Origin of the sequence: Streptomyces sp. NPDC059957, from assembly GCF_042730015.1 — a bacterium.
Taxonomy (GTDB): domain Bacteria; phylum Actinomycetota; class Actinomycetes; order Streptomycetales; family Streptomycetaceae; genus Streptomyces.
In genome coordinates, this window is record NZ_JBHWMB010000040.1 from 46,276 (window position 1) to 66,146 (window position 19,871).

Here is a 19,871-nt window from a genome sequence, read left to right on the forward strand (position 1 = left end):
CGTTTATCGCCATCCACCAGGATGGTGTTCATCGACTCGACGTGTCGGGGGGCACCCGGGTCGGCTGGAGGACGACCCGTTCGGCGGTCCGCGGGGGAATCGCCGAACGGGACCCACCCACCCATCAGGAGATCCGATGACGACGAACGAGAACATCCTGCCGACCGACGGCGACATCACGCCGCTCGACACCAATCCTTCGGATGTCGACATCACGCCGATGGACAACCACGCCGCGGGCGAGCCGATCAAGCCGGTCAAGCCGCTCGACAACCACGCCGCGGGCGAGGACATCGTGACGATGGACAACCACGCGGCCGGTGGCGGCCTGTAGGTGGGGTGTAGACCTCACAGACCCGTACGGCCCGGGAACACGGGGGAATCGGGGGATCCGGGCCGTACCGCACTACGTGCCACGGGGGACCGCTGGCCACGGGGGACCAGCGGGGTGCACGGGGGGACGGCGGCCGCGGTGGCCAGGAGGGGGACCACCGCGGCCGCCGTACGTGCGCGTAGGGGCGGGTACGGGGGGTACGGGCGCGCACGGGCCGGGGCCCGGGCCGGCCGGAGCGCTTGCTCAGCCGCCGAGCTGGAGCAGCCGCTGCACGCCCCGCGCCGCCTCCAGCAGCGCCGGCGAGAACCGCTCCAGCTCCGCCCGCGTGGTCACGAAGGCGGCGGCGGTCAGGCCGACCCCGCCCACCGGCGCGCCCGTCCGGTCGAAGACCGGCGCTCCCAGGCAGCGGACCGAGGGCTCGTGCTCCCCGTCGTCGACGGCGTAGCCGCGCTCCCGGACCGTCCGCAGCTCGGCCGCGAGGCCCTCCCGGCGGTCAGCGCCTCCGTGATCCGCAGGGTCTTCTCCAGGGCGCTGCTGTTGGTGCCGGAGCTCCCGCGGCCGCCAATGGCTCCACTGCTGCCGGTCGCGGAGCTCCGGCCGCCGCCGTCTTGTGGCGCGCCCTGGCCCGGCACCTCGCTTCGTATGGCATTGACCACGAAATCCCCAAGGATTGGCAAAGCGTATCGGTTCACCCTACGTCACGGGATGCCCGATTTGCCCGGGGCCGAAGGACCTGAAATGCCGGCCGCCCGCACCCCGGCTCTCTAGGCTGTCCGTGTGTTCACTTCCCAGGGCCCGACCCTCCGCGAACTGGCCGTACAGGCCCTGTCCTCCATCGAGCGGGGCTACGACCTGCTGGCCCCGAAGTTCGACCAGACTCCCTTCCGCACCCCCGACCGGATGCTCGACGCGGTCGAGGAGACGCTCGCCCGCCACGAGGGCCCCTTCGGTGCCGGACTCGACGTGTGCTGCGGCACCGGCGCCGGCCTGGGCATGCTGCGACGGCTGTGCCGGGGGCGGGTGACCGGCGTGGACCTGAGCTCGGGCATGCTCGCCGAGGCCGCGCTCGCCCACCCCGAGGAGCGGGTGGACCTCCTGCGGGGCGACGCGCGGGCGCTGCCCGCCGCGCTCGGGGACTCGTACGACCTGGCGGTCAGCTTCGGCGCCTTCGGCCACTTCCTCCCGGCCGAGCGCCCCGCGGTCTTCTCCGGGGTCTACGAGGCCCTGCGCCCCGGCGGCGTCTTCGCCTTCCCGATCGGCGCCCCGATCCCGCCGAGCCGCCCCGCGTGGTGGGCGCTGTCCGGCTTCGACGCGGCGATGCGCGTGCGCAACGCCGTCTGGCGCCCGCCGTTCGTCATGTACTACCGCACCTTCCCGCTGGGCGGCGTACGCACCGACCTGCGCGCGGCCGGCTTCACGGTGGAGACGCTCCCCCTGGACCACTTCGGCCGCAGGCCGGACGGGACGCCGAACTGGCGGCTCGTACTGGCCCGCCGGGAGGCCTGACTCCCCGGCCCGCCCACCGGGCCACTTCTCCGGCAGGCGTCCGATGTCGCAGACGGGGCCGAGGTGGCCGAGCTCGTCGGGGTTGGACACGGTGCGGACCGCCCGCACCACGCCATCGACGATGCCGAGCTCGACCACGCTCGCCACGCGCCCCTCGGCGTCGACGATCAGGGCGCCCGGCCGGCCGCTGATCACGGCCGGCCGCCAAGAGGCGCCGAGCGAGCGGAGCCGGCGGAGTCCGCCGATGAGCAGCCGTCCGACGCGGTGCGGATCGGTCACCGCCCGCGCGACCGCCCGCGCCTTCCCGCCGCCGTCCCCGTGATAGACGACGTCGGGCGCGAGCACGTCGAGCAGGGCGCCCACCTCCCCGCCCGCCGCGGCCTCGAAGAACGTACGGGCCAGCTCCTCGCCCTCCGCCCGCCGGGCCGGGGGCGGCGCGGCGTCGGCCGTCCGCCCTCCGGCGGCGATGCGCTTCCTGGCGCGGGCGAAGATCTGCCGGCAGTTCGCCTCGGACTTGCCGGTGGCCCGAGCCGCCTCCGGGTACTCGCACCCGAACACCGCGCGCAGCATGAACACCGCGCGCTCCACCGGGGACAGGGCCCCCCAGCAGGACGAGGAAGGCCATCTGGCCGCACTCGGCCTGGTCCTCCTCATGCTGGGCGCGACCCTCGTCCGCTACCGCCGCCACGAGCCCGCGTACATGGCGGTAGACCTGGCCTACGCCCTCCTGGCCGCCTTCGTCACCTGGGGCCGCTTCGGCCCGGATCCCTTCACGGGCTGACCTCCGACGACCCCGTTCGACCCCTCGGCCTCCATGCAGGTGTGCTCACCCGCGTGGCGAACGAACAGCATGCACGCGTCGCCCTCTCCATCAGGGCTCGGCTCGGAGCAGTCCGGGAGCTCAACCAATCGGCCGTCGCCGCCGCCCCACGTCCAACTCACCCAGAGCGCGGCCATACCGTTCGATCTCACCGAGTCCACCAGGGCGAAGTGGTCACCGGATTCGTGGTCGACGAGCATGCACCGAACAGTGCGCTCCAGCCGACGACCTGCCGGGATGAGGGGCAATGCCGCCGCTTCGTTCTGCCGTGACAGCTGATGACGGCAGACACAACGCAAGCCCTTCACGAAGATGGTCGCAGCGATCGGGCCGGCACCGTCTGGCGCCCCAGGCATCGGCCGCATCCGCAGGGCGGGTATCGCCCCGGGTCGGACAGGATGCCCACAGGGTCGCCCTCACGCACCACGCGTTCCTGCTCCCAGGTTCGCCCTGCGTCCCGCGAGACCCGCACCGTCATCAATACGCGCGGCACCTCACTGCTCGAGCCCCTGCTCATAACTGATCGTCCTCTCGGCACGGTGGGGGTTGCTCTCTGCTGACGGTTCCGGTTCCACGGTTCGCCACCAGACATGTACGGATGCTCCGTCGCTCGTCAGGGCGTTGCCACCCCGTTTCGGGGACGTTTGGGACGGTTCGCAGCTACGGTTCGTACCGTCCCGGGCGTCCCGTGGAGGCGAACTGTGAATCACGCTCTGCGCCGTGCGATGGCGAATGCCAAGCTGACCGAAACGCAGCTCGCGGAAGCCTGCGGGGTGGACGCCAAGACGGTTGGCCGATGGATCACCGACCCCAACCGAATCCCTCACGCCCGCCATCGATGGGCTGCCTGCGAGGCATTAGGCGAGGAGGAAACAGCCTTGTGGCCAAACGCCATTCGGTCTGCACTCACAAGCGGCCCGGACAAGGAAATAGTCCAAGTCTTCCCCTACCGCTCCGCCGCACCAGCGGGTCTGTGGCGCAGCTTGGTGACCAAGGCACAGCACGAGCTGGTCTTCGCCGGGTACACCAACTACTTCCTGTGGCTGGAGCAAGCCAACCTCGCCGGCGCTTTGCGCCGCAAGGCGGAGGCCGGCTGCCGGGTGCGGTTCTTGATCGGGGACCCGAACAGTCCGGTCACTACGGCCCGGGAAGCCGAGGAGGACGTACCGCTCACACTGTCTACGCGGATTGCCGTGACGTTGAACGAACTGGCGAAGTTTCAGGACGAGGACGGCATCGAAGGGCGCTTCGAGACGGGACACGTCAACCTGTCCGTCTTCCGATTCGACGACGAGATGATCGTGACGCCGATTCTGGCTCGCAGAGTTGGGCACGACTCGCCGATGATGCATCTGCGGCGCCGCCAGACGGACGGCATGTTCGACCGGTTCTCCGCTCACGTCGAGGAGCTGTGGAGTCGAGGACGCAATATTCGGGAGGTGGGACACGATGTCCAGGCGTGACTACGAGGACGACCCGCAGGCTCCCAAGGCGAACAGTCTCGTCCCTGCCGCGTCGGCCGTGGTCGTGGATGATGCCGGACGGGTCCTCCTGCAGCGCCGCACCGACAACGGGATGTGGGCGCTTCCCGGCGGGAAGATGGAGGTGGGCGAGTCCCTCGGGGACTGTGCCGTCCGGGAGACGTTCGAGGAGACGGGCGTGACGGTCGAGATCACCGGCATCGTCGGGACGTACACCAACCCCGGCCACGTCTTCTCGTACGACGACGGCGAAGTACGGCAGGAGTTCTCGATCTGCCTCCTCGCCCGGCCTACTGGCGGCACTCTGCGCGTGTCGGACGAGTCGACCGAAGTGGCGTGGTTCGCGCCGGAAGACGTGGATGGGCTTCCGATGGTGCCGAGCATTCGTAAACGCATCGACGACTGGAGGGCCGGGCGCGGCCCCGTCGTTCGCTGACTCCGGCCAGGCGGGTCAGCGCACCCTTGGCAGGCCGAAGGCCGACATCTGCTTCTCCTCGTAGGAGAGGAAGCCGAGCGACCGGTAGAAGGCGTGGTTGCGCTGTCCTTCGGGTGTCGACTCGTGGTCGGTCGACAACAGGAAGAAGCGGCAGTGCGCGTACCGCTGCTTCAGGTGCTCGAGCAGTTTCCGGCCGATGCCCTGTCGGTGGAACGCGGGATTGACGAGCAAGTCCTGTACGTAGCAGACGCTTTCGTCGTCGGAGATCGTTCTGGCCAGCCCGAGGAGGGTGCCCGACTCGTCTCTGGCGGTGATGACCAGGTGCGAGTTCGCCAGACCACGGCACAGCCTGTCGACGTCGCTGGTGTAGCCGGCCCAGTCGACCGAGTCGTAGAGCTCGAACATCTCCCGGGGGTCGAATACGACCTCTTCCGCAATGACCGCCACGGTCCCACCTGTTTCGAACGTGAGTGCTGTGACGGGAATGTACCGGGTCGCGGCCGGTCGCGTCCCGGTGGGGCTCGACGCTTCTTTTGGAGAAGTACCTGGAGAAAGACCTCTCTCCAGACCCCTCCAGCCTCCCGCTCGGCGGGCTCTCACCCACACGGGTGAATCGGCCAACTGGGGAGGATTTCGCGGTGGTTGTCTGGCATATGCTCGCCCCGACATCACTTGGACATGAGACGGCCCCCGCCGGGACTGCGAATCCCGATCGAGGGCCTGACCAACGAGGAAGTAGCGCTTCCCCATGGCTTCGGTGCACTTTACCGCGCCCTCGCGCGCGGCATACGGCGTTCGGCACGCCAACGTCAGGCTCACCGGGCGGTTCACCGTCGTGAGCAACGACCTCATTCAGCATCCCGAGATGTCGTTCCTCGCTCGGATGTTGGGGGTCTTCATCCAGTCGATGCCCTCCGGGACTCCCATCGGCATCAAGGACCTGAAGAAGCGGCTCTCGATCGGGGAGACCGCGATCGCCAAGGGGCTCCGGGAACTGGTGCTGTTCGGGTACCTGGACCGGTCCCTGGAGAGCCTGCCGGGTGGGCGGATCGTCACCCGTACGGTGTCCTACAACCATCCGCGGGCCGCCACCGTGGCGCGTTGCCGTGCCGAGCGCGCCCCTGAGGCCCCCTCGGTCGCGGTGCCGCCCTTGCGGGAGGAGCCGCCGGCCCCTCCCGCCAGTGCTCCGGTCGCGCCGTCGCCGGTCGCGCCGTCGCCGGTCGCGCCGTCGCCGGTCGCGCCGTCGCCGGTCGCGCCGTCGCCGGTCGCGCCGTCGCCGGTCCCGGCACCGCCGGAACCCGTACCGGAGCCGGAGCCGCAGCCCGGTCTCGAGCCGCAGGTCACGCCCGCGGTGGCCATTCGGCTGCCCGCGCCCCGGGACCCCGACGACCCCGGACGGCGTCGGCTCGCCCGTGAGGTGCTCGCGGAGTTGCGGCGGGTCGATCCGCGGCTCCTGCTCGGGGAGCGGGACGTCCGGTACCTCGCGGGTGGGGTCGAGGTCTGGCTGGAGCGCGGGGCCGGGGTGCAGGCCCTGGTGGCCGCGCTGACGGCGAAGCTGCCGAAGAGACTGCGCAATCCGGCCGGGTTCATCGCCCATCGGCTCGCCGAACAGGTGCCGCCGCCGCTCGTGCCGCTGCCCCGCGCGCCGGCCTTCGTACCGCCGGATCCCTTCGTGAACTGCACGAAGTGCGAGCGGGCATTTCGCAGTCCGACGCCCGGGACCTGCAAGGGCTGCAGCCCTTGAGTTGCAGCCCTTGAGTTGCAGCCCTGAGTCGGTCAGAGGTAGAGGTCGATCGTGAAGCGCCTCTCGCCCGGTGCGATCGTGTCGGCGTGGACCGAGCCACGAGCCCGGGCGTACTTCCCGGTGCCGCCGGTGATCGCGTTGTCGAACGAGGGGCGAGGGCCCGGGTTGAGGATGCCGAAGTACATCCCCTGCACGGTGAGCTGGCCGCCCGGGAGGGTGTAGGTCACGATGCACTCCTCCGCTCCGCCACTGTCTCCCGGCACCGCTGCCCGGGTGAGGGTGCAGAAGCCGCCGGTTTCGCCGACCTTTTGGCCGTCCTGGTCATAGAGGTCCGAGCGGACGACGGTCCGGTCGCCCTGGGCGGCGGGGCCGCCGGGGTTGACGGGGAAGTTCGTCTGCTGCGTGAGCTTGCCGATGAGTGTGATGACCTGGTGTTTGCCCTTGTCGCGGTCGGAATCGGTGTCCGACGCGACGGCGGACGTGGCAGAGGTGCAGGCGAGAAGGGCGACCAGCGCAGTGGCCGTGCCGAGGCAGGCTGCTCTGATGGGGCGCATTGTGTGACTCCTGAGGTTGATGCTCATGGATGGTCAGACCACGCATTCATAACCTCGGCACTGCCGCCGCCCCTGGCATCCCGGCGCGACCCACCGGCAGATCCGACCGATCGGACCAGCCCGCGCAGCCGCCGTACCCGCAGGCAGCCGCCTCACCCGCGGGCAGCCGCCCCCGGGCCGCGGTACGGGAGGGGACGGCTGAGGACGAGGTTGGTGGTGGTGCTGCCGAACTGGGCCAAGGCGTCGACTATCTGCTCCAGCTGGGCCATCGAGGTCGCCGCCACCTTCAGGACGTAGCAGTCGTCCCCCGTGGTGCGCAGGCACTCCAGGATCTCCGGGCGTTCCGCGAGCAGTCGGTGCAGGGGCTCGTGGCGGTTACCCGGGTACTTCAGGCGGACCACGGCCAGCGCCATGTAGCCGGTGCGCTCCAGATCGACCTCCGCGCGGTAGCCGGTGATCACCTCGGCCGCTTCCAGCCGGCGTACCCGTTCCGTCGTCGCCGACGGGCTCAGGTTGACCCGGCGCGCCAGCTCCGTGAAGGCGATCCGGCCGTCCCGCTGGAGCTCGCCGAGGATCGCCCAGTCCGTCGCGTCGAGATTCTCGGTCATCCGGCGAGATTACCGGGGGATCCACGGGCGAACCGGCTCTGAACAGGGAGGAATCCCTTCAGCCGGGCCTGGTCCGCTGGCTAGGCTCGACGGTGTGAAGATCGGAGTGAACGTCCTCAATTTCGGCCCCGGCACCGACCCCGGAGGCCTGCGGGACGCAGCCCGGACCGTCGAAGGCCTGGGCTTCGACCTGCTGATGCTCTCGGACCACATCGCCATCACCCCCGACGTCGCCGCACGCTATCCCGCCCCCTTCTACGAACCCTTCACCACCCTGTCCTGGCTCGCCGGCCAGACGACCGGGATCCGGCTCGGTACGACCGTCCTCATCGCCCCCTACCGGCACCCGCTGCTCACCGCCCGCATGGCGGCCAACCTGGACCAGCTGAGCGGCGGGCGGTTCGTCCTCGGCGTGGGGGTGGGGTGGGCGCGGCAGGAGTTCGCCGCCCTCGGGATCCCCTTCGAGCGCCGCGGGCGGCTCACCGACGAGCACTTGCGAGCCGTACGGGCCGCGTGGGCGGACACCGCCGACTACGGGGACGTACGGATCCCCGTCTGGGTCGGCGGCAACAGCGACGCGGGGCTGCGGCGGGCCGTGCGGCTCGGGGACGCATGGCATCCGCTGCGCCCCGCACTGCCCTGGCTGCGCGAGGCCGCGGTCAGGCTGGAGGAGTACGCGGACCAACAGGGCCTGCCCGTGCCCGCGCTGGCCCCCCGTATCGCCCTCAAGCCCACCGCGGAGCCGGTCGGCGGACCGGGGCGGCTCGCCGGGGAGGGCACGATCGACCAGATCATGGAGGATCTGGAGCAACTGCGGCTGCTGGGAGCCGAGTCCGTCGTACTCGACCACTACGGCGGCGACCCCCGCGAGACCTGCCGGCCCCAGCCGGGGTGGGAGGCACTGGCCACGGTGGCCGCACGGCTCGGACTTCCCGCGAGGGAAGACGGAGACGGCGACATGACCGGCGAGAACATCGGAACGGAGTCGACATGAGCGTCACGACCGGGGACCACGCCCTTCTGCGGCGGGCCATCGCGCTCGCCGGGAAGGCCCGGGACGGCGGTGACCCGCCCTTCGGGTCGCTGCTCGCGGGGCCGGACGGGACGGTGCTGGCCGAGGAGTACAACACGACCGTCACCGGGCGGGACATCACCGCGCACCCGGAGTTGAAGCTCGCGCGGTGGGCCGCCCGGGAACTGGACGCGGCCACCGCGGCCCGGACCACCCTGTACACCAGCTGCGAGCCGTGCGGGATGTGCGAGCCGGTCATCCGGCTGGCGGGGCTGGGGCGGGTGGTGTTCGCCCTGTCCGGCGCGCAGCTGCAGGACATCCGGCCGGCGAGCGGCCGGCCGGACGTACCGCAGGACGGGCCCGCACTGCTCGACGAGGTACGGGCCGTGGTGGAGGGGTACTACCGCTGACCTGCCCCCGTCCTGGGGCCGGTCGTCGTCAGCGGGTGCGGGTGCGGAGCTCGCGCTTGAGGACCTTTCCGCTTGCGTTGCGCGGGAGTTCGGAGACGAACTCCACCTCGCGCGGCACCTTGTAGTTGGCCATCTCCCGGCGTGACCAGGCAATCAGGTCGTCGGAGGTGAGGACCGCGCCGGGGCGGCGGACCGCGTACGCCTTGCCGACCTCGCCCAGGCGCGCGTCGGGGATCCCGACCACGGCGATGTCGGCGATGTCGGGGTGCAGGCCGAGGAGTTGCTCGATCTCGGCGGGGTAGGCGTTGAAGCCGCCGACGATGAACATGTCCTTGATCCGGTCGGTGATGCGCAGGTTCCCGGCGGCGTCGAGCACGCCGACGTCCCCGGTGCGCAGCCAGCCCTCGGGGGTGATGGCCTCGGCGGTCTCGGTCGGGTCCTCGAAGTAGCCGCGCATGACGTTGTGACCGCGTACCCACACCTCCCCGGCCCGGCCCGTGGGCTGGGGTGCGCCCTCCTGGTCCACGATCCGGACCTCCGTGCCGGGGATGGCCCGGCCCGAGGTCGACGCGATGATCTCCGCCGGGTCGCCGCGGCGGCACATGGTGACGATGCCGCTCGCCTCGGAGAGCCCGTACGCGGTGAGGACGGTGCCGATGTGCAGCTCGCCGCGGAGCCGCTCCACGAGCTGGAGCGGGACCACGGCCGCGCCGGTGACGACCAGGCGCAGGGCGGACAGGTCGTGGTGGTCGCGCTGGGGGTGGTCGAGGAGGGACTGGTGGAGGGTGGGCGGGCCCGGGAGTACGGAGATCTGCTCGGCGGCGATGTTGGCGAGGACGGTGTCCACGTTGAAGACGGGCTGGGGGACCATCGTGGCCCCGCGCATCAGGCAGGCGATGACCCCGGCCTTGTAGCCGAAGGTGTGGAAGAAGGGGTTCACGATCAGGTAGCGGTCGCCCTCGCGCAGTCCGGCGAGCTCGCTCCAGACCTCGTAGCAGCGCAGGGACTGGGCGTGGGAGATGACGGCGCCCTTGGGGCTGCCGGTGGTGCCCGAGGTGAAGATGATGTCCGAGGGGGCGCTCGCGGGGATCGCGTCCGTACGGGCGCGGACGGCCTCGGCGGACACGGAGTCGCCGCCGGTCAGGAACTCCTTCCAGGTGCGGAAGGAGTCGGGGGCGTCGTCGGACAGGACGACGACCTGCTCCAGGTGGGGCAGGCCGGGCAGCGGCCCGGAGCCCTCGCCGTCGGCGGCGGCGCGGCGCAGGGAGGCGACGTAGGAGGTGCCGAGGAAGGTGCCGGTGACGAAGAGGAGCCGGGCGCGGCTGCGCTGGAGGACGTAGGCGGCTTCGGAGCCCTTGAAACGGGTGTTGAGGGGGACGAGGACGGCTCCGGCGGAGACGGCGCCGAGGGCGGAGACGATCCACTCGAGGGTGTTGGGCGCCCAGACGGCGACCCGGTCGCCCGGTTCCACGCCGGCGGCCATGCAGGCGGCCGCGGCCCGCTCGACGCGCTCGCCGAGCTGCGCGTAGTCGATCCGCACCCGCCCGTCGACCACGGCCTCACGGTCGGCGTAGCGCGCGGCGGCGTCCCGGACGAGCCCGCCGATGCTGGTCCAGGCGAGGTCCCCGCGGTGCTCCTGGCCGGGGCCGGCGGGGTGGACCCGGCCCTCCGGGACGGCCTGGGCGGCTGGGGTCGCCGGCCCGGACCCGGGCTCGGGCTCGGACCCGGAATCGGACCCGGAATCGGACCCGGAATCGGACCCGGAATCGGCGCCCGCTGCAGCGGTACCGGCCCGCGGTCCCGCTCCCGGCGCCGGAGGCGCCCCCGTCATGTCCGCGACCCCGCGTGCGCCCTCGTCCTCGTCCATCGTCCGCCCTCCCGCGATCCCAGTAGCTGACTATCCGTCAGATTAGCTGTAGCCTTCGCGGCTGTCAGTACTGGTGCACCCCGGAGGTGGCGATGGCGGCAACGCTCAAGGACGCTACGGCGATAGTCGGCATCGGGCAGACCGCCTTTGCCAAACAACTGCCGCAGTCCGAAAAGGAACTGGCCTGCCGGGCCATTCTCACGGCACTCGACGACGCGGGCATAGACCCGTCCGAGGTGGACGCCTTCTCCTCCTACACGATGGAGGAAACCGACGAGGTGGAGGTCGCCAAAGCCATCGGCGCCGGCGACGTCACCTTCTTCTCCAAGATCGGCTACGGCGGCGGCGGTTCCTGCGCCACCGTCGGCCACCTGGCCGCCGCCGTCGCCACCGGCCAGGCGAGCGTCGGCGTGGCCTGGCGTTCGCGCAAGCGCGGCTCGGGGCCGCGGCCGTGGAAGAACACGGCCGTCCAGCTCCCCACCCCCGGCCAGTGGACGCGCCCCTTCGGCCTGCTGCGCCCGGCCGACGAGATCGGCATGCTGGCCCGCCGCTACATGCACGAGTACGGCGCCACCCGCGACCACCTCTTCAACGTCGCGATGGCCTGCCGCAACCGGGCCAACGAGAACCCGGCCGCGATGATGTACGAGCGCCCGCTGACCCGCGAGATGTACATGACCGCCCGCATGATCAGCGACCCGCTCTGCCTCTTCGACAACTGTCTGGAGACCGACGGCGCCCTGGCCTGCGTCATCGTCAGCGCCGAACGCGCCCGCGACTGCCGGCAGAAGCCCGTCTACGTCCACTCCGTCGCCCAGGGCCTGCCCTCCCAGCACCACGGCATGGTCAACTACTGGAACGACGACCCGCTGTCCGGCCCCGCCTGGACCGCCGCCCGACACCTGTGGAAGCAGGCCGACTTCGGCCCCCAGGACGTGGACGTCGCCCAGATCTACGACGCCTTCACCCCGCTGATCCCGCTCTCCCTCGAGGGCTACGGCTTCTGCGGACGCGGCGAAGGCGCCTCCTTCACCGAGGGGGGCGCCCTGGAGATCGGCGGCCGGCTCCCCATCAACACCGGCGGCGGCGGCCTCAGCGAGGCCTACGTCCACGGCTTCAACCTGATCAACGAGGGCGTCAAGCAGCTCCGCGGCGTCTCCACCGCCCAGGTGCCCGACGCCGCGACCTGCCTGGTGACCGCGGGCGAGGGTGTCCCGACGTCCGCCATCCTGCTGCGAGCCTGAGGAGCTGACGAAGATCATGACCACCACCACGCCCGCGACGCCGGCGGCATCCGCGGCGTCCTCGGATCCCGGGACACCTGCGGACGAGCTCCTCCTCCCCGTCCCCGACGGGGACGGCGCCCCCTTCTGGGAGTACGCCGCCCAGGGCGAACTCCGCGTCCAGGCCTGCGCGGCGCCCGCCTGCGGGAAACTGCGCTTCCCGCCCCGCCCCTGCTGCCCGCACTGCCGGTCCTTCGACTCCGAATGGCGCCTGATGAGCGGCCGGGGCCGGATCTGGTCGTACGTACGGCCGCACCCGCCGCTGCTGCCCGCGTACGCCGCGCAGGCCCCGTACAACGTGATCCTCGTGGAGCTGGCCGACGCCCCGCAGATCCGCCTCGTCGGGAACCTCGTCACCGCCGCCGACGCCCCGCTGGACTCGATGGACCCGGCGCGGCTGCGCATCGGCGCACGCGTCCAGGTCGTGTTCACCGAGACGGGCGGCATGGCGGTGCCCCGCTGGATGCTGGAGAAGTCGTGACGGCCGACCGGGCACCGGGACTGCGGGTGGAGCGGGACAAGTCCACCGGGGTCGCGGTCGTCACCCTGGACCGGGAGCGCAAGCACAACGCGATCGACCTGGCGACGGCAGCCGAACTGGCCCGGGTCTGGCGGGAGTTCCGCTACGAGGACGACGTACGGGCGATCGTGCTGACGGGCGCCGGGCAGGCGGCCTTCTGCACGGGCATCGACCGGGGCGTGGAGGTGCCGCAGCCCTCCTCGCCGTACTCGGTGGACGACCCGCTCGTCGCCATCGGGCCGAAGGCGAACGACCTGTGGAAGCCGGTGGTCGCCGCCGTCAACGGCATGGCCTGCGGCGGGGCGTTCTACCTGCTGGGCGAGTCGGAGTTCATCGTCTCCTCCGCGTCCGCGACCTACTTCGACCCGCACACCAGCTACGGGATGGTCAGCGCCTACGAGGCGATCTACATGGCGCAGCGCATGCCCTTCGGCGAGGCCGCCCGGATGTCCCTGATGGGCACGGCGGAACGGCTCTCCGCACGGCGGGCGTACGAGATCGGCCTGGTGTCGGAGCTGGCGGAGCCCGAGGCGCTGCTCCCGGCGGCCCTGCGGGCGGCCGAGACGCTGGCCGGTTTCCCGACGGAGGCCGTGCAGGGCACCGTACGGTCCCTGTGGGCGGCGAAGCAGGCCACCCTCCAGCAGGCACTGGCGCAGGCTCCGGGGCTGGTGGCCCTGGGGAACCTGCCGCCCGAGCGGCAGGCGGAACTGTTCGCCGGCCGGCGGGGGGCGGGACCGGAGCCCCGGATCCGCTGAGCAGGGCGAGGCGGGGGCCCCTTCCCGGGTCCCCGCCGACGACAGGCCCTAGCGGGTCTTCTTCGTGGACCTGGGCTTCGGCTTGCTCGGAGTCTTGCCACCCGTGCCGGTGCCGGAGGTGGAGGTCGACGTCGGGGTGGGCGACGCGCTCGAAAGGGTCTGGATCGTGCCCACCGTGCAGCGCGTGACCTCGCCCGCCTTGGCCGCGCTCGTCATCGGCAGGTCGACCGTCCGGCTCTCGCCCGCCTTGAGCGCGAGGTCCACGGAGCCGGAGTCGACCCGGCCGGACGCGCCCTCGAAGACCAGCGGGACGCGGAAGGTGTACCCGTTGACCGCGTCGGAGGTGACCTTGAGCGTGGCCTTCGGCCGGCCCGGGCCGGCGCAGGTGACGACCTCGGCGTGGGCGGGCGGCACGGTCGCGGTGGGCGTGGCCGAAGCCGTCGAGCCGCTGCCGGACCCGCTGCCGGACCCGCTGCCGGAGCTGCCGGAGCTTCCGTAGCTCTTCGACTTCGACTTCGACTTGCTCTTGGAGCTGGAGCACCCGCCCCCGCCCCCACTGCTCTTGCTCTTGCCGCTGCTGCCGCCCGACGACGAGAACCCCGTCAGCGCGAGCACCACGCCCACCAGTACCGCCGTGACCCTGACCCGACGCCCTGTGACCACCATGACCGCTCCCTCATCCCCGTCGCACAACGGGCGGCACGTTATCAGGGGCATGACATGAGCGTTTCCGCCCCGCCTCCGCGTGCGGGGACCGGAGGGCGGGCGTAGCGTCGGGATCGAGATCCAGACCCACTCCCCCGGAGGGCCGGGCATGATCCGCAACGTACTCGGCTCGATCTTGGGTCTGATCGGAGCGACGGCCGCCGTCTGGAGCCCCTTCCGTGCCTGGTACGACGGCCGTCACGGACGCGACTACCGCATCGAGGAGCTCTTCAGCTCCGCCGGGATCACGGACGACAAGGCCGCCCTGCTGGGCTCGATCCTGCTGCCGTTCCTCTTCGCCGCCCTGCTCGCGCTGGTCGCGATCGTGCTGCGCTCCCGGCTGCTCATGGCCTTCTCCGGGGTCGTCGTCCTCGGCTTCGCCGTGCTCTGGATGGTCCGCCAGGGCCAGGCCGCGGGCAGCCTCTCCGTCGGCGGCGACGGCACGGGGCTCGGCGAGGGCCTCGCCAACGCCTTCGGCGGGGGCGCGCTGCTCATCCTCGCGGCGGCCGTGATGAGCGGCCGCCCCCGCCGCCGCGACCGGCGCGCTCCGGACCCGGAGCCGGACCCGGTGCCCGACTCGGACCAGACCCCGGCGCCGGTCGAGTACCCGGCCCATCCCCCGGCCCCGGCGGCCTGGCCGACCCCGCCGCACGACCACTCGTAGGCCGCTCGTAGGCCGCTCGTAGACCGCTCGTGGACCCGCCCTGACATGACGGCGGCCCCGTCCCCCTGAGGGGGCGGGGCCGACCAGCCGTTGCGGGCGGGGTGGGGATCAGGCCTCGACGACGCCGGACGCCGCGATCTCGATCTTGCCCTTGGTGGAGCCCGAGGGGGAGCCGAGCTTCTCGATCGCGTCGACGATCTCCTTGCCCTCGACGACCTCGCCGAAGACGACGTGCTTGCCGTCGAGCCAGGAGGTGACGACGGTGGTGACGAAGAACTGCGAGCCGTTGGTGTTGCGGCCGGCGTTCGCCATCGACAGGAGGTACGGACGGTCGTGCTTGAGGGTGAAGTTCTCGTCGGCGAACTTCTCGCCGTAGATGCTCTTGCCGCCCGTGCCGTTGTGGTTGGTGAAGTCACCGCCCTGCAGCATGAACTGCGGGATGACGCGGTGGAAGCCGGAGCCGGCGTAGCCGAAGCCGTTCTGGCCCGTGCACAGCTCGCGGAAGTTCTGGGCGGTCTTCGGGACGACCTCGTCGAAGAGGCTGAAGACGATGCGACCGGCGGGCTTGCCGTCGATGTTGATGTCGAAGAATACGTTGCTCATGGGGTCCATCCTGTCACTCCCGGTGCGGTGCGCGCCCCCGAGGGGGCCGCGACCCGGCCCCCGAACGGCTCAGCCCCAGCTCAGGCGGGCGGCCGAGCCGGGGCTGAGCGGGGTCAGCCGCCCGTACGGGTCCCCGTGCCCTTGGCGGCGTCCAGCGCGTAGACGCAGCGGTCCTTGCTGCACGCGTAGACCACGCCCGCCTCGGCCACCGGGGCTCCGGTGATCTCCCCGCCGGTGGCCAGCTTCCAGCGGAGCTGGCCGCCCGCCGCGTCGAGGGTGTAGAGGCAGTGGTCGGCCGATCCGAAGTGGACCCGGCCGTCCGCGACCGCCGGGGAACCGGTGATCTCGCCGCCCGCCGCGAAGCGCCACTTCGGGGTGCCGGTGACCGCGTCGAGCGTGTACACGGCGCTGCCCGCGCCCAGGTGGACGTTGCCCGCGGCGACCAGGACCGGGTCGGCGGACTGCCGGGGCTCGGTGGCGATGCGCCAGCGGTCCTTGCCGGTGGCCGCGTCCAGGGCGTAGACGGTGCCCAGGTAGTCCGCGAGGTAGACCCCGCCGCCCGTGACGGCCGCGCCGGGGGCGAAGGCCGGGGGCGCGAGGAACACGGCGGGGGCCTCGAAGTGCCAGCGGACCCGGCCCGAAGCCCGGTCGACGGAGATCACCCGGGTGCCGGCGGCGACGTAGACGTTGCCGTCGGGGGCGGGCGTGACCCGTACGGGCACGTTCCCGCAGGCGGCGGCGTCGCCGACCGGGTACGACCAGGACTCGCGGCCGGAGCGGGCGTCCAGGGCCCGCAGCCGGGCGTCCTGCCACACGTAGACCGTGCCGTCGTGCAGCACGGGGGCCGCCTCGGCGGTCTCGAACTCGCTCTGCGCGCCGGTCAGCTCCCACAGCTTGTGCCCGCTGGACGACTCCCAGGCCTGTACGCCGCCTCCGCGCGTGGCGGTGACGACGGTGCCCCGGTCCGCGCGCAGGGCGTACACCCAGGCATCGGCGGACAGCCGCCAGCGCTCGGAGCCGTCGGTGGCGTCCAAGGCGTAGAGGGAGGGGCCGTCGGAGGCGTGGATGCGCCCGTCGGAGACGGCCATGGACCAGGCGACGTCACGGGTCTTGAACTGGCGGCGGCCGCTGGCCACGTCCAGGGCGTGCACCTCGAAGGAGGTCACGTAGAGCAGTTCGCCGGCGACGGTCGGGGTGCCCCAGACCTCGTTCGACATCCGGAACCGCCAGGGCCGCCAGCGGCCGCTGTCCGGGGCCGGGCCGGGGTTCGGTACGAGGACCGAGGGCGCGGGGCCCGCCACCGGGGTACCGGCGGGCGGCCGGATCCAGCCGGTCGCCGAGTCCGCGGCGGCGGCGTGGGCGGCCGGCGCCGAGGCGGAGGCCTGCGGGCCCGGCCCGATCGGCACCGGGGAGCCGCCGAGCCGCACGGGCTCGCCGGAAGGCGCCATCGGAGGGCGCTCGGGCCGCTGCGGGACGGCCTGGCCGGTCCGCGGGTCGGTCCAGGGGTCGGCGCCGCCGCGCTGGCGGCGGTGCGTGGCCGGACCGGACGCGGGACCGGACCCGTGGCCGGACGCGCGGCCGGACGCGGGACCGGGCCCGACGCTCTCGATGGGCGCGGAGACGCCGGCCCGGGGAAGCGCCGGCTTCGGCACGGCGGCCGCCGCCGCGGCGGCAGCGGCGTTGCGGTGGCCGGCCCGCCGGGCCTCGATCATCGCGACGGCCCGCTCGGGCAGCCACGCCGAGGCGGTACCGCTCTCGTCGCCGCCCTCGAAGAGGTGCGGGGCGAGCTGCGCCTGCAGGTCGGCCGGGGTCGGCCGCTGCGTGGCGTCCATCTGCATGCAGGAGTCGATCAGCGGGCGGAGCTCGTCGGGGAGCCCCTCCAGGTTGGGGCCCTCGCGCAGCAGCATGAAGACCGTCTCCACCGGGTTCGCCCCGTGGTACGGCGGGTGCCCGGTGGCGGCGAAGACCAGCGTGGAGCCGAGCGAGAACACGTCGCTGGCGCCCTTGACGCTGCGCGAGTCCTTGGCCTGCTCCGGCGACATGTACGCGGGGGTGCCGACGGCCACGTTCGTCATGGTCAGGCGGGTGTTGGAGACCCCGCTGGCGATGCCGAAGTCGATCACGCGCGGGCCGTCCTCGACGACGAGCACGTTGGAGGGCTTCAGGTCGCGGTGGACCAGGCCCGCGCCGTGGATGGACTGGAGCGCCTCGGCGATGCCGGCGGCGAGCCACCGTACGGCCTGCGCGGGCATGGGCCCGCACTCGTGGACGATCTCCTCCAGCGAGGGCGCCGGTACGTACGCGGTGGCCAGCCACGGCACGGCCGCGCGCGGATCGGCGTCGACGACGGCCGCGGTGTAGAAGCCGGACACGGCACGGGCCGCCTCCACCTCACGGGTGAAGCGGACGCGGAACAGCTGGTCCTCGGCGAGCTCGGTGCGCACCGTCTTGATCGCCACCCGGCGTCCGGACGCCGACCGCGCGAGATAGACCAGCCCCATGCCGCCGGCGCCGAGCCGTCCCAGCACCTCGAAGGGGCCGATCCGTCTCGGGTCGTGCTGCGTCAGCTGCTCCACCACTCGCCTCCACACCCATCCCCGTACGGGATCCCTCGCGGGCCCCGCTCTTCCAGCCATCGCCGGTGGCGTCGCCGTCATCGCCGTCACGCCACCGGATGCGCGCGAGCCGCCGCGGGTCCCTGCCCCGTGCAGCGTCTCACCCCCGGGGGCCGCCCGGGTCGCGCACCCCCGATTCTGTCAGGCCCGCGCCCGGTCCGGCCCCGGCACGGCGGGTGGCCGTGCACGCGGCTTCGTGGACGCCGTACAACCCATGGGGGGTGTCGTGGGTCTAGCCCCCGTTCAGCTCGTCACTGTCCGGGGGGATCCGTGCGTCACCGTTTGACTTCAGCCGTCGTCGTCACCACAACCGTGCTGGGGGGCCTGGTTGTCGCGGAGGCGGCGCAGGCCATACCGGGGGCGGCGCAGGCCGCCGTCGTACGGGGAACCGCGCAGGCCCCGTACGCCTCGGGTCCGGCGCAGGCCGTACCGGCACAGGCCTCGTCCGCTCCCTGTCCGCCGGAGATGTCCGCCCGGCAGGACGGGTCCCTCGTCGTCCAGAGCGCGTCGGACGGGACGGGCGTGCCCGACGGCCTCGTCGTCCATCTGCGGGACAGGAAGACGGGCCTGCGCGTCGCCTCGGTCACCGCGTTCCGCAAGGTGACCGACCCGGAGGGCATCCTCCTCGGCTTCCAGCTGGTCTCGGAGCCGCTCAAGCCGGCCGCCCTCGGGATCTACACGCTCGAAGTCGGCTCCGCGGCCGAGCCCGTCGTCTGCGGGGACTTCGACTACCGGCTGCGCGCGGTGGTCACCCGGGTCGACGTGGCGGGCGGAGTGTCCCTCGACCGTCTGACGACCACCGTGTCGGCGGACGTGACCACCTTCGACCCGCGGACCGGGGCGAGCGCCCCGCTGCGGAACACCAAGGTCCGCATCTCCGGTGAGCGCACCTCGCAGGAGGCGACCACGGACGCGCAGGGCCACCTGTCCGCTCCGTTCGCCTTCCGGGGTACGGAGAACCACACCGAGGTGCACGTCGACGTCCTGGAGACCCCGGACATGAGCCCCGGGGGGCGCGGCGAAACCGCGCGCGCGGTCCGCCAGAAGGCCGAGATCCTCCTCGACCCCGAATCCCGGAAGATCAAGACCCGCTACGGTTCGATCGTCAAGATCACGGGCCGGGCCGTCCGGAGCGCCGGGGACGGGACGCAGAAGCCCGTCCCCGAGGGCACGCCGATGCTCGCGGACCTCACCGGCGAGCCCAGGACGACGGCGGACGGGCGGTTCGAGCGGCAGCTGCGGATGGTCCACGACCGCCCGGTGAAGACCACGTGGGCGGGAGGCAGGTCCCCGTGGCTGAAGTACGCGGTCGCCGACACGGAGGCCGAGGTCGTCGAGGCCGGCTACTTCACGGACGTCAAGGCCACCATCGACTCCGCCAAGCGCGTGACGTTCACCGGCGCCCTCGCCCACCGGCCCCTCACCCGGACCGTCACCGATGTCGAGGTGCAGTACTCGGCCGACGGCAGGACGGACTGGAAGACGCGCGGGGAGTTCACCGTGGACTTCGGCTCCGCCCGGTTCGACGAGACCCTGCCGGGCGAGGCGGACGGCTACTGGCGGCTCCGGTACGCCGCCGCGCCGCGCATGCAGGGCTCCGTCACCGAGCCGGTCCGGCTGACCCGGACCGACACGGACTTCGAGTCGTTCCGCGCGGCGCCGGGGACGGTGCGCAAGGGGCAGACCTTCTCCCTCGCGGGCACGCTCAACCACGAGAGCCCGGCGAAGCCCTTCGGCGGGCAGCTGGTGCTGTTCTACTTCCAGCCCGACGGCAGCCGCGACTACGTCTACCGGGGCTATGCGAAGACCGCCGCGGACGGCACCTTCGCCCACGAGTTCACCGCCGACGCGACCGGCACCTGGATCGCCCGCTACAGCGACGCCGACGGCCTGCACTTCAACGTGAGGAGCCGCCGGGAGCACCTCGACGTGAACCCTTAGTCGTAGGGGCCCG

The 19,871-nt window shown here is 72.2% G+C and carries 21 protein-coding genes and 1 pseudogene; 13 read left to right on the top strand and 9 right to left on the bottom strand.

The features are described from left to right. Positions 1-136: 136 nt before the first annotated feature. Positions 137-334, top strand: coding sequence for a hypothetical protein (locus ACFWBW_RS25330; RefSeq protein WP_385376450.1), 198 nt, complete (start codon positions 137-139; stop codon positions 332-334). A gap of 243 nt (positions 335-577) precedes the next feature. Here ACFWBW_RS25330 and ACFWBW_RS25335 read toward each other — a convergent pair whose 3' ends face one another. Then, the gene (locus tag ACFWBW_RS25335) at positions 578-1,018 is read right to left on the bottom strand and encodes an IclR family transcriptional regulator C-terminal domain-containing protein (RefSeq protein WP_385376538.1); all 441 of its coding nucleotides are present in this window, start codon (positions 1,016-1,018) and stop codon (positions 578-580) included. 93 nt (positions 1,019-1,111) lie between these two features. On the opposite strand from ACFWBW_RS25335, the gene ACFWBW_RS25340 reads away from it, so the two are divergent. Next, positions 1,112-1,840, top strand: a complete 729-nt coding sequence (locus ACFWBW_RS25340) for a class I SAM-dependent methyltransferase (protein ID WP_385376453.1) — start codon at positions 1,112-1,114, stop codon at positions 1,838-1,840. A gap of 525 nt (positions 1,841-2,365) precedes the next feature. Here the strand turns inward: ACFWBW_RS25340 and ACFWBW_RS25345 are convergent. Next, a pseudogene (locus ACFWBW_RS25345) lies at positions 2,366-2,494 on the bottom strand (hypothetical protein); the annotation flags it as partial. Between ACFWBW_RS25345 and ACFWBW_RS25350 the strand changes: the two are divergent. From ACFWBW_RS25350 to ACFWBW_RS25360, 3 genes are all read left to right on the top strand, one after another. Then, the gene (locus ACFWBW_RS25350; protein WP_385376541.1) at positions 2,493-2,621 is read left to right on the top strand and encodes a hypothetical protein; all 129 of its coding nucleotides are present in this window, start codon (positions 2,493-2,495) and stop codon (positions 2,619-2,621) included. The pseudogene ACFWBW_RS25345 and the gene ACFWBW_RS25350 sit on opposite strands and share 2 nt — an antisense overlap. A gap of 740 nt (positions 2,622-3,361) precedes the next feature. Then, entirely contained in the window at positions 3,362-4,123 is a 762-nt protein-coding gene (locus ACFWBW_RS25355) for an XRE family transcriptional regulator (protein ID WP_385376456.1), read from the top strand. Continuing rightward, entirely contained in the window at positions 4,110-4,577 is a 468-nt protein-coding gene (locus tag ACFWBW_RS25360; RefSeq protein ID WP_385376459.1) for an NUDIX hydrolase, read from the top strand. Before ACFWBW_RS25355 ends, ACFWBW_RS25360 begins: the two co-directional genes overlap by 14 nt. A 15-nt stretch (positions 4,578-4,592) precedes the next feature. Here the strand turns inward: ACFWBW_RS25360 and ACFWBW_RS25365 are convergent, their stop codons facing one another. Continuing rightward, positions 4,593-5,024 carry a GNAT family N-acetyltransferase gene (locus ACFWBW_RS25365; protein ID WP_385376462.1) on the bottom strand — a complete coding sequence of 144 codons (432 nt, stop codon included), beginning with the start codon at positions 5,022-5,024 and terminating at the stop codon, positions 4,593-4,595. A 418-nt stretch (positions 5,025-5,442) separates the two neighbouring features. Here ACFWBW_RS25365 and ACFWBW_RS25370 point away from each other — a divergent pair, with 418 nt between their 5' ends. Continuing rightward, a complete protein-coding gene (locus ACFWBW_RS25370) occupies positions 5,443-6,321 on the top strand; it encodes a helix-turn-helix domain-containing protein (RefSeq protein ID WP_385376465.1) in 879 nt (292 codons plus the stop codon). 32 nt (positions 6,322-6,353) lie between these two features. On the opposite strand, the gene ACFWBW_RS25375 is transcribed toward ACFWBW_RS25370, so the two are convergent. Together ACFWBW_RS25375 and ACFWBW_RS25380 are read right to left on the bottom strand one after the other, a co-directional pair. Continuing rightward, positions 6,354-6,875: a hypothetical protein gene (locus tag ACFWBW_RS25375; protein WP_385376468.1), complete on the bottom strand. Its 522-nt coding sequence runs from the start codon at positions 6,873-6,875 to the stop codon at positions 6,354-6,356. Between the two features lie 152 nt (positions 6,876-7,027). Continuing rightward, the gene (locus ACFWBW_RS25380; RefSeq protein ID WP_385376471.1) at positions 7,028-7,483 is read right to left on the bottom strand and encodes an Lrp/AsnC family transcriptional regulator; all 456 of its coding nucleotides are present in this window, start codon (positions 7,481-7,483) and stop codon (positions 7,028-7,030) included. 94 nt (positions 7,484-7,577) lie between these two features. Between ACFWBW_RS25380 and ACFWBW_RS25385 the strand changes: the two genes are divergently transcribed. After that, positions 7,578-8,477, top strand: coding sequence for an LLM class flavin-dependent oxidoreductase (locus tag ACFWBW_RS25385; RefSeq protein ID WP_385376474.1), 900 nt, complete (start codon positions 7,578-7,580; stop codon positions 8,475-8,477). Continuing rightward, entirely contained in the window at positions 8,474-8,905 is a 432-nt protein-coding gene (locus tag ACFWBW_RS25390) for a nucleoside deaminase (protein WP_385376477.1), read from the top strand. The genes ACFWBW_RS25385 and ACFWBW_RS25390 overlap by 4 nt, the downstream gene beginning before the upstream one ends. Before the next feature lie 28 nt (positions 8,906-8,933). Here ACFWBW_RS25390 and ACFWBW_RS25395 read toward each other — a convergent pair whose 3' ends face one another. Beyond that, positions 8,934-10,772, bottom strand: coding sequence for a FadD3 family acyl-CoA ligase (locus ACFWBW_RS25395; protein WP_385376480.1), 1,839 nt, complete (start codon positions 10,770-10,772; stop codon positions 8,934-8,936). Positions 10,773-10,864: 92 nt separating this feature from the next. Between ACFWBW_RS25395 and ACFWBW_RS25400 the strand changes: the two genes are divergently transcribed. Genes ACFWBW_RS25400 through ACFWBW_RS25410 form a run of 3 tightly spaced genes read left to right on the top strand, consistent with a single transcriptional unit; the run spans position 10,865 to position 13,330 of the window. Continuing rightward, positions 10,865-12,016 (top strand): lipid-transfer protein, encoded by a 1,152-nt coding sequence (locus ACFWBW_RS25400; RefSeq protein ID WP_385376483.1) that lies wholly within the window; start codon positions 10,865-10,867, stop codon positions 12,014-12,016. A gap of 16 nt (positions 12,017-12,032) precedes the next feature. Beyond that, entirely contained in the window at positions 12,033-12,536 is a 504-nt protein-coding gene (locus ACFWBW_RS25405) for a Zn-ribbon domain-containing OB-fold protein (RefSeq protein WP_385376486.1), read from the top strand. After that, entirely contained in the window at positions 12,533-13,330 is a 798-nt protein-coding gene (locus ACFWBW_RS25410) for an enoyl-CoA hydratase/isomerase family protein (RefSeq protein WP_385376489.1), read from the top strand. Before ACFWBW_RS25405 ends, ACFWBW_RS25410 begins: the two co-directional genes overlap by 4 nt. A 48-nt stretch (positions 13,331-13,378) precedes the next feature. Here ACFWBW_RS25410 and ACFWBW_RS25415 read toward each other — a convergent pair whose 3' ends face one another. After that, on the bottom strand, positions 13,379-13,996 hold the full coding sequence (locus ACFWBW_RS25415; protein WP_385376492.1) for a hypothetical protein: 618 nt from the start codon (positions 13,994-13,996) through the stop codon (positions 13,379-13,381). A gap of 148 nt (positions 13,997-14,144) precedes the next feature. Between ACFWBW_RS25415 and ACFWBW_RS25420 the strand changes: the two genes are divergently transcribed. Next, a complete protein-coding gene (locus ACFWBW_RS25420) occupies positions 14,145-14,699 on the top strand; it encodes a hypothetical protein (protein WP_385376494.1) in 555 nt (184 codons plus the stop codon). Positions 14,700-14,807: 108 nt separating this feature from the next. Here ACFWBW_RS25420 and ACFWBW_RS25425 read toward each other — a convergent pair whose 3' ends face one another. Both ACFWBW_RS25425 and ACFWBW_RS25430 read right to left on the bottom strand, forming a co-directional pair. After that, complete coding sequence (locus tag ACFWBW_RS25425) at positions 14,808-15,302, bottom strand: peptidylprolyl isomerase (protein WP_385376497.1); 495 nt, start codon at positions 15,300-15,302, stop codon at positions 14,808-14,810. Positions 15,303-15,415: 113 nt separating this feature from the next. Next, positions 15,416-17,878 (bottom strand): PQQ-binding-like beta-propeller repeat protein, encoded by a 2,463-nt coding sequence (locus ACFWBW_RS25430; protein ID WP_385376500.1) that lies wholly within the window; start codon positions 17,876-17,878, stop codon positions 15,416-15,418. A gap of 321 nt (positions 17,879-18,199) precedes the next feature. On the opposite strand from ACFWBW_RS25430, the gene ACFWBW_RS25435 reads away from it, so the two are divergent. Next, complete coding sequence (locus tag ACFWBW_RS25435; RefSeq protein WP_385376503.1) at positions 18,200-19,858, top strand: hypothetical protein; 1,659 nt, start codon at positions 18,200-18,202, stop codon at positions 19,856-19,858. The last annotated feature ends 13 nt before the right edge of the window (positions 19,859-19,871 follow it).

Excerpts from the sequence above, each read along its gene's own strand:
- ACFWBW_RS25395 (WP_385376480.1), bottom strand. The coding sequence starts at position 10,772 with ATGGACGAGGACGAGGGCGCACGCGGGGTCGCGGACATGACGGGGGCG.
- ACFWBW_RS25400 (WP_385376483.1), top strand. The coding sequence starts at position 10,865 with ATGGCGGCAACGCTCAAGGACGCTACGGCGATAGTCGGCATCGGGCAG.
- ACFWBW_RS25390 (WP_385376477.1), top strand. The coding sequence starts at position 8,474 with ATGAGCGTCACGACCGGGGACCACGCCCTTCTGCGGCGGGCCATCGCG.
- ACFWBW_RS25330 (WP_385376450.1), top strand. The coding sequence starts at position 137 with ATGACGACGAACGAGAACATCCTGCCGACCGACGGCGACATCACGCCG.
- ACFWBW_RS25425 (WP_385376497.1), bottom strand. The coding sequence starts at position 15,302 with ATGAGCAACGTATTCTTCGACATCAACATCGACGGCAAGCCCGCCGGT.
- ACFWBW_RS25360 (WP_385376459.1), top strand. The coding sequence starts at position 4,110 with ATGTCCAGGCGTGACTACGAGGACGACCCGCAGGCTCCCAAGGCGAAC.
- ACFWBW_RS25380 (WP_385376471.1), bottom strand. The coding sequence starts at position 7,483 with ATGACCGAGAATCTCGACGCGACGGACTGGGCGATCCTCGGCGAGCTC.
- ACFWBW_RS25415 (WP_385376492.1), bottom strand. The coding sequence starts at position 13,996 with ATGGTGGTCACAGGGCGTCGGGTCAGGGTCACGGCGGTACTGGTGGGC.
- ACFWBW_RS25370 (WP_385376465.1), top strand. The coding sequence starts at position 5,443 with ATGTCGTTCCTCGCTCGGATGTTGGGGGTCTTCATCCAGTCGATGCCC.
- ACFWBW_RS25375 (WP_385376468.1), bottom strand. The coding sequence starts at position 6,875 with ATGCGCCCCATCAGAGCAGCCTGCCTCGGCACGGCCACTGCGCTGGTC.
- ACFWBW_RS25350 (WP_385376541.1), top strand. The coding sequence starts at position 2,493 with ATGCTGGGCGCGACCCTCGTCCGCTACCGCCGCCACGAGCCCGCGTAC.
- ACFWBW_RS25420 (WP_385376494.1), top strand. The coding sequence starts at position 14,145 with ATGATCCGCAACGTACTCGGCTCGATCTTGGGTCTGATCGGAGCGACG.
- ACFWBW_RS25405 (WP_385376486.1), top strand. The coding sequence starts at position 12,033 with ATGACCACCACCACGCCCGCGACGCCGGCGGCATCCGCGGCGTCCTCG.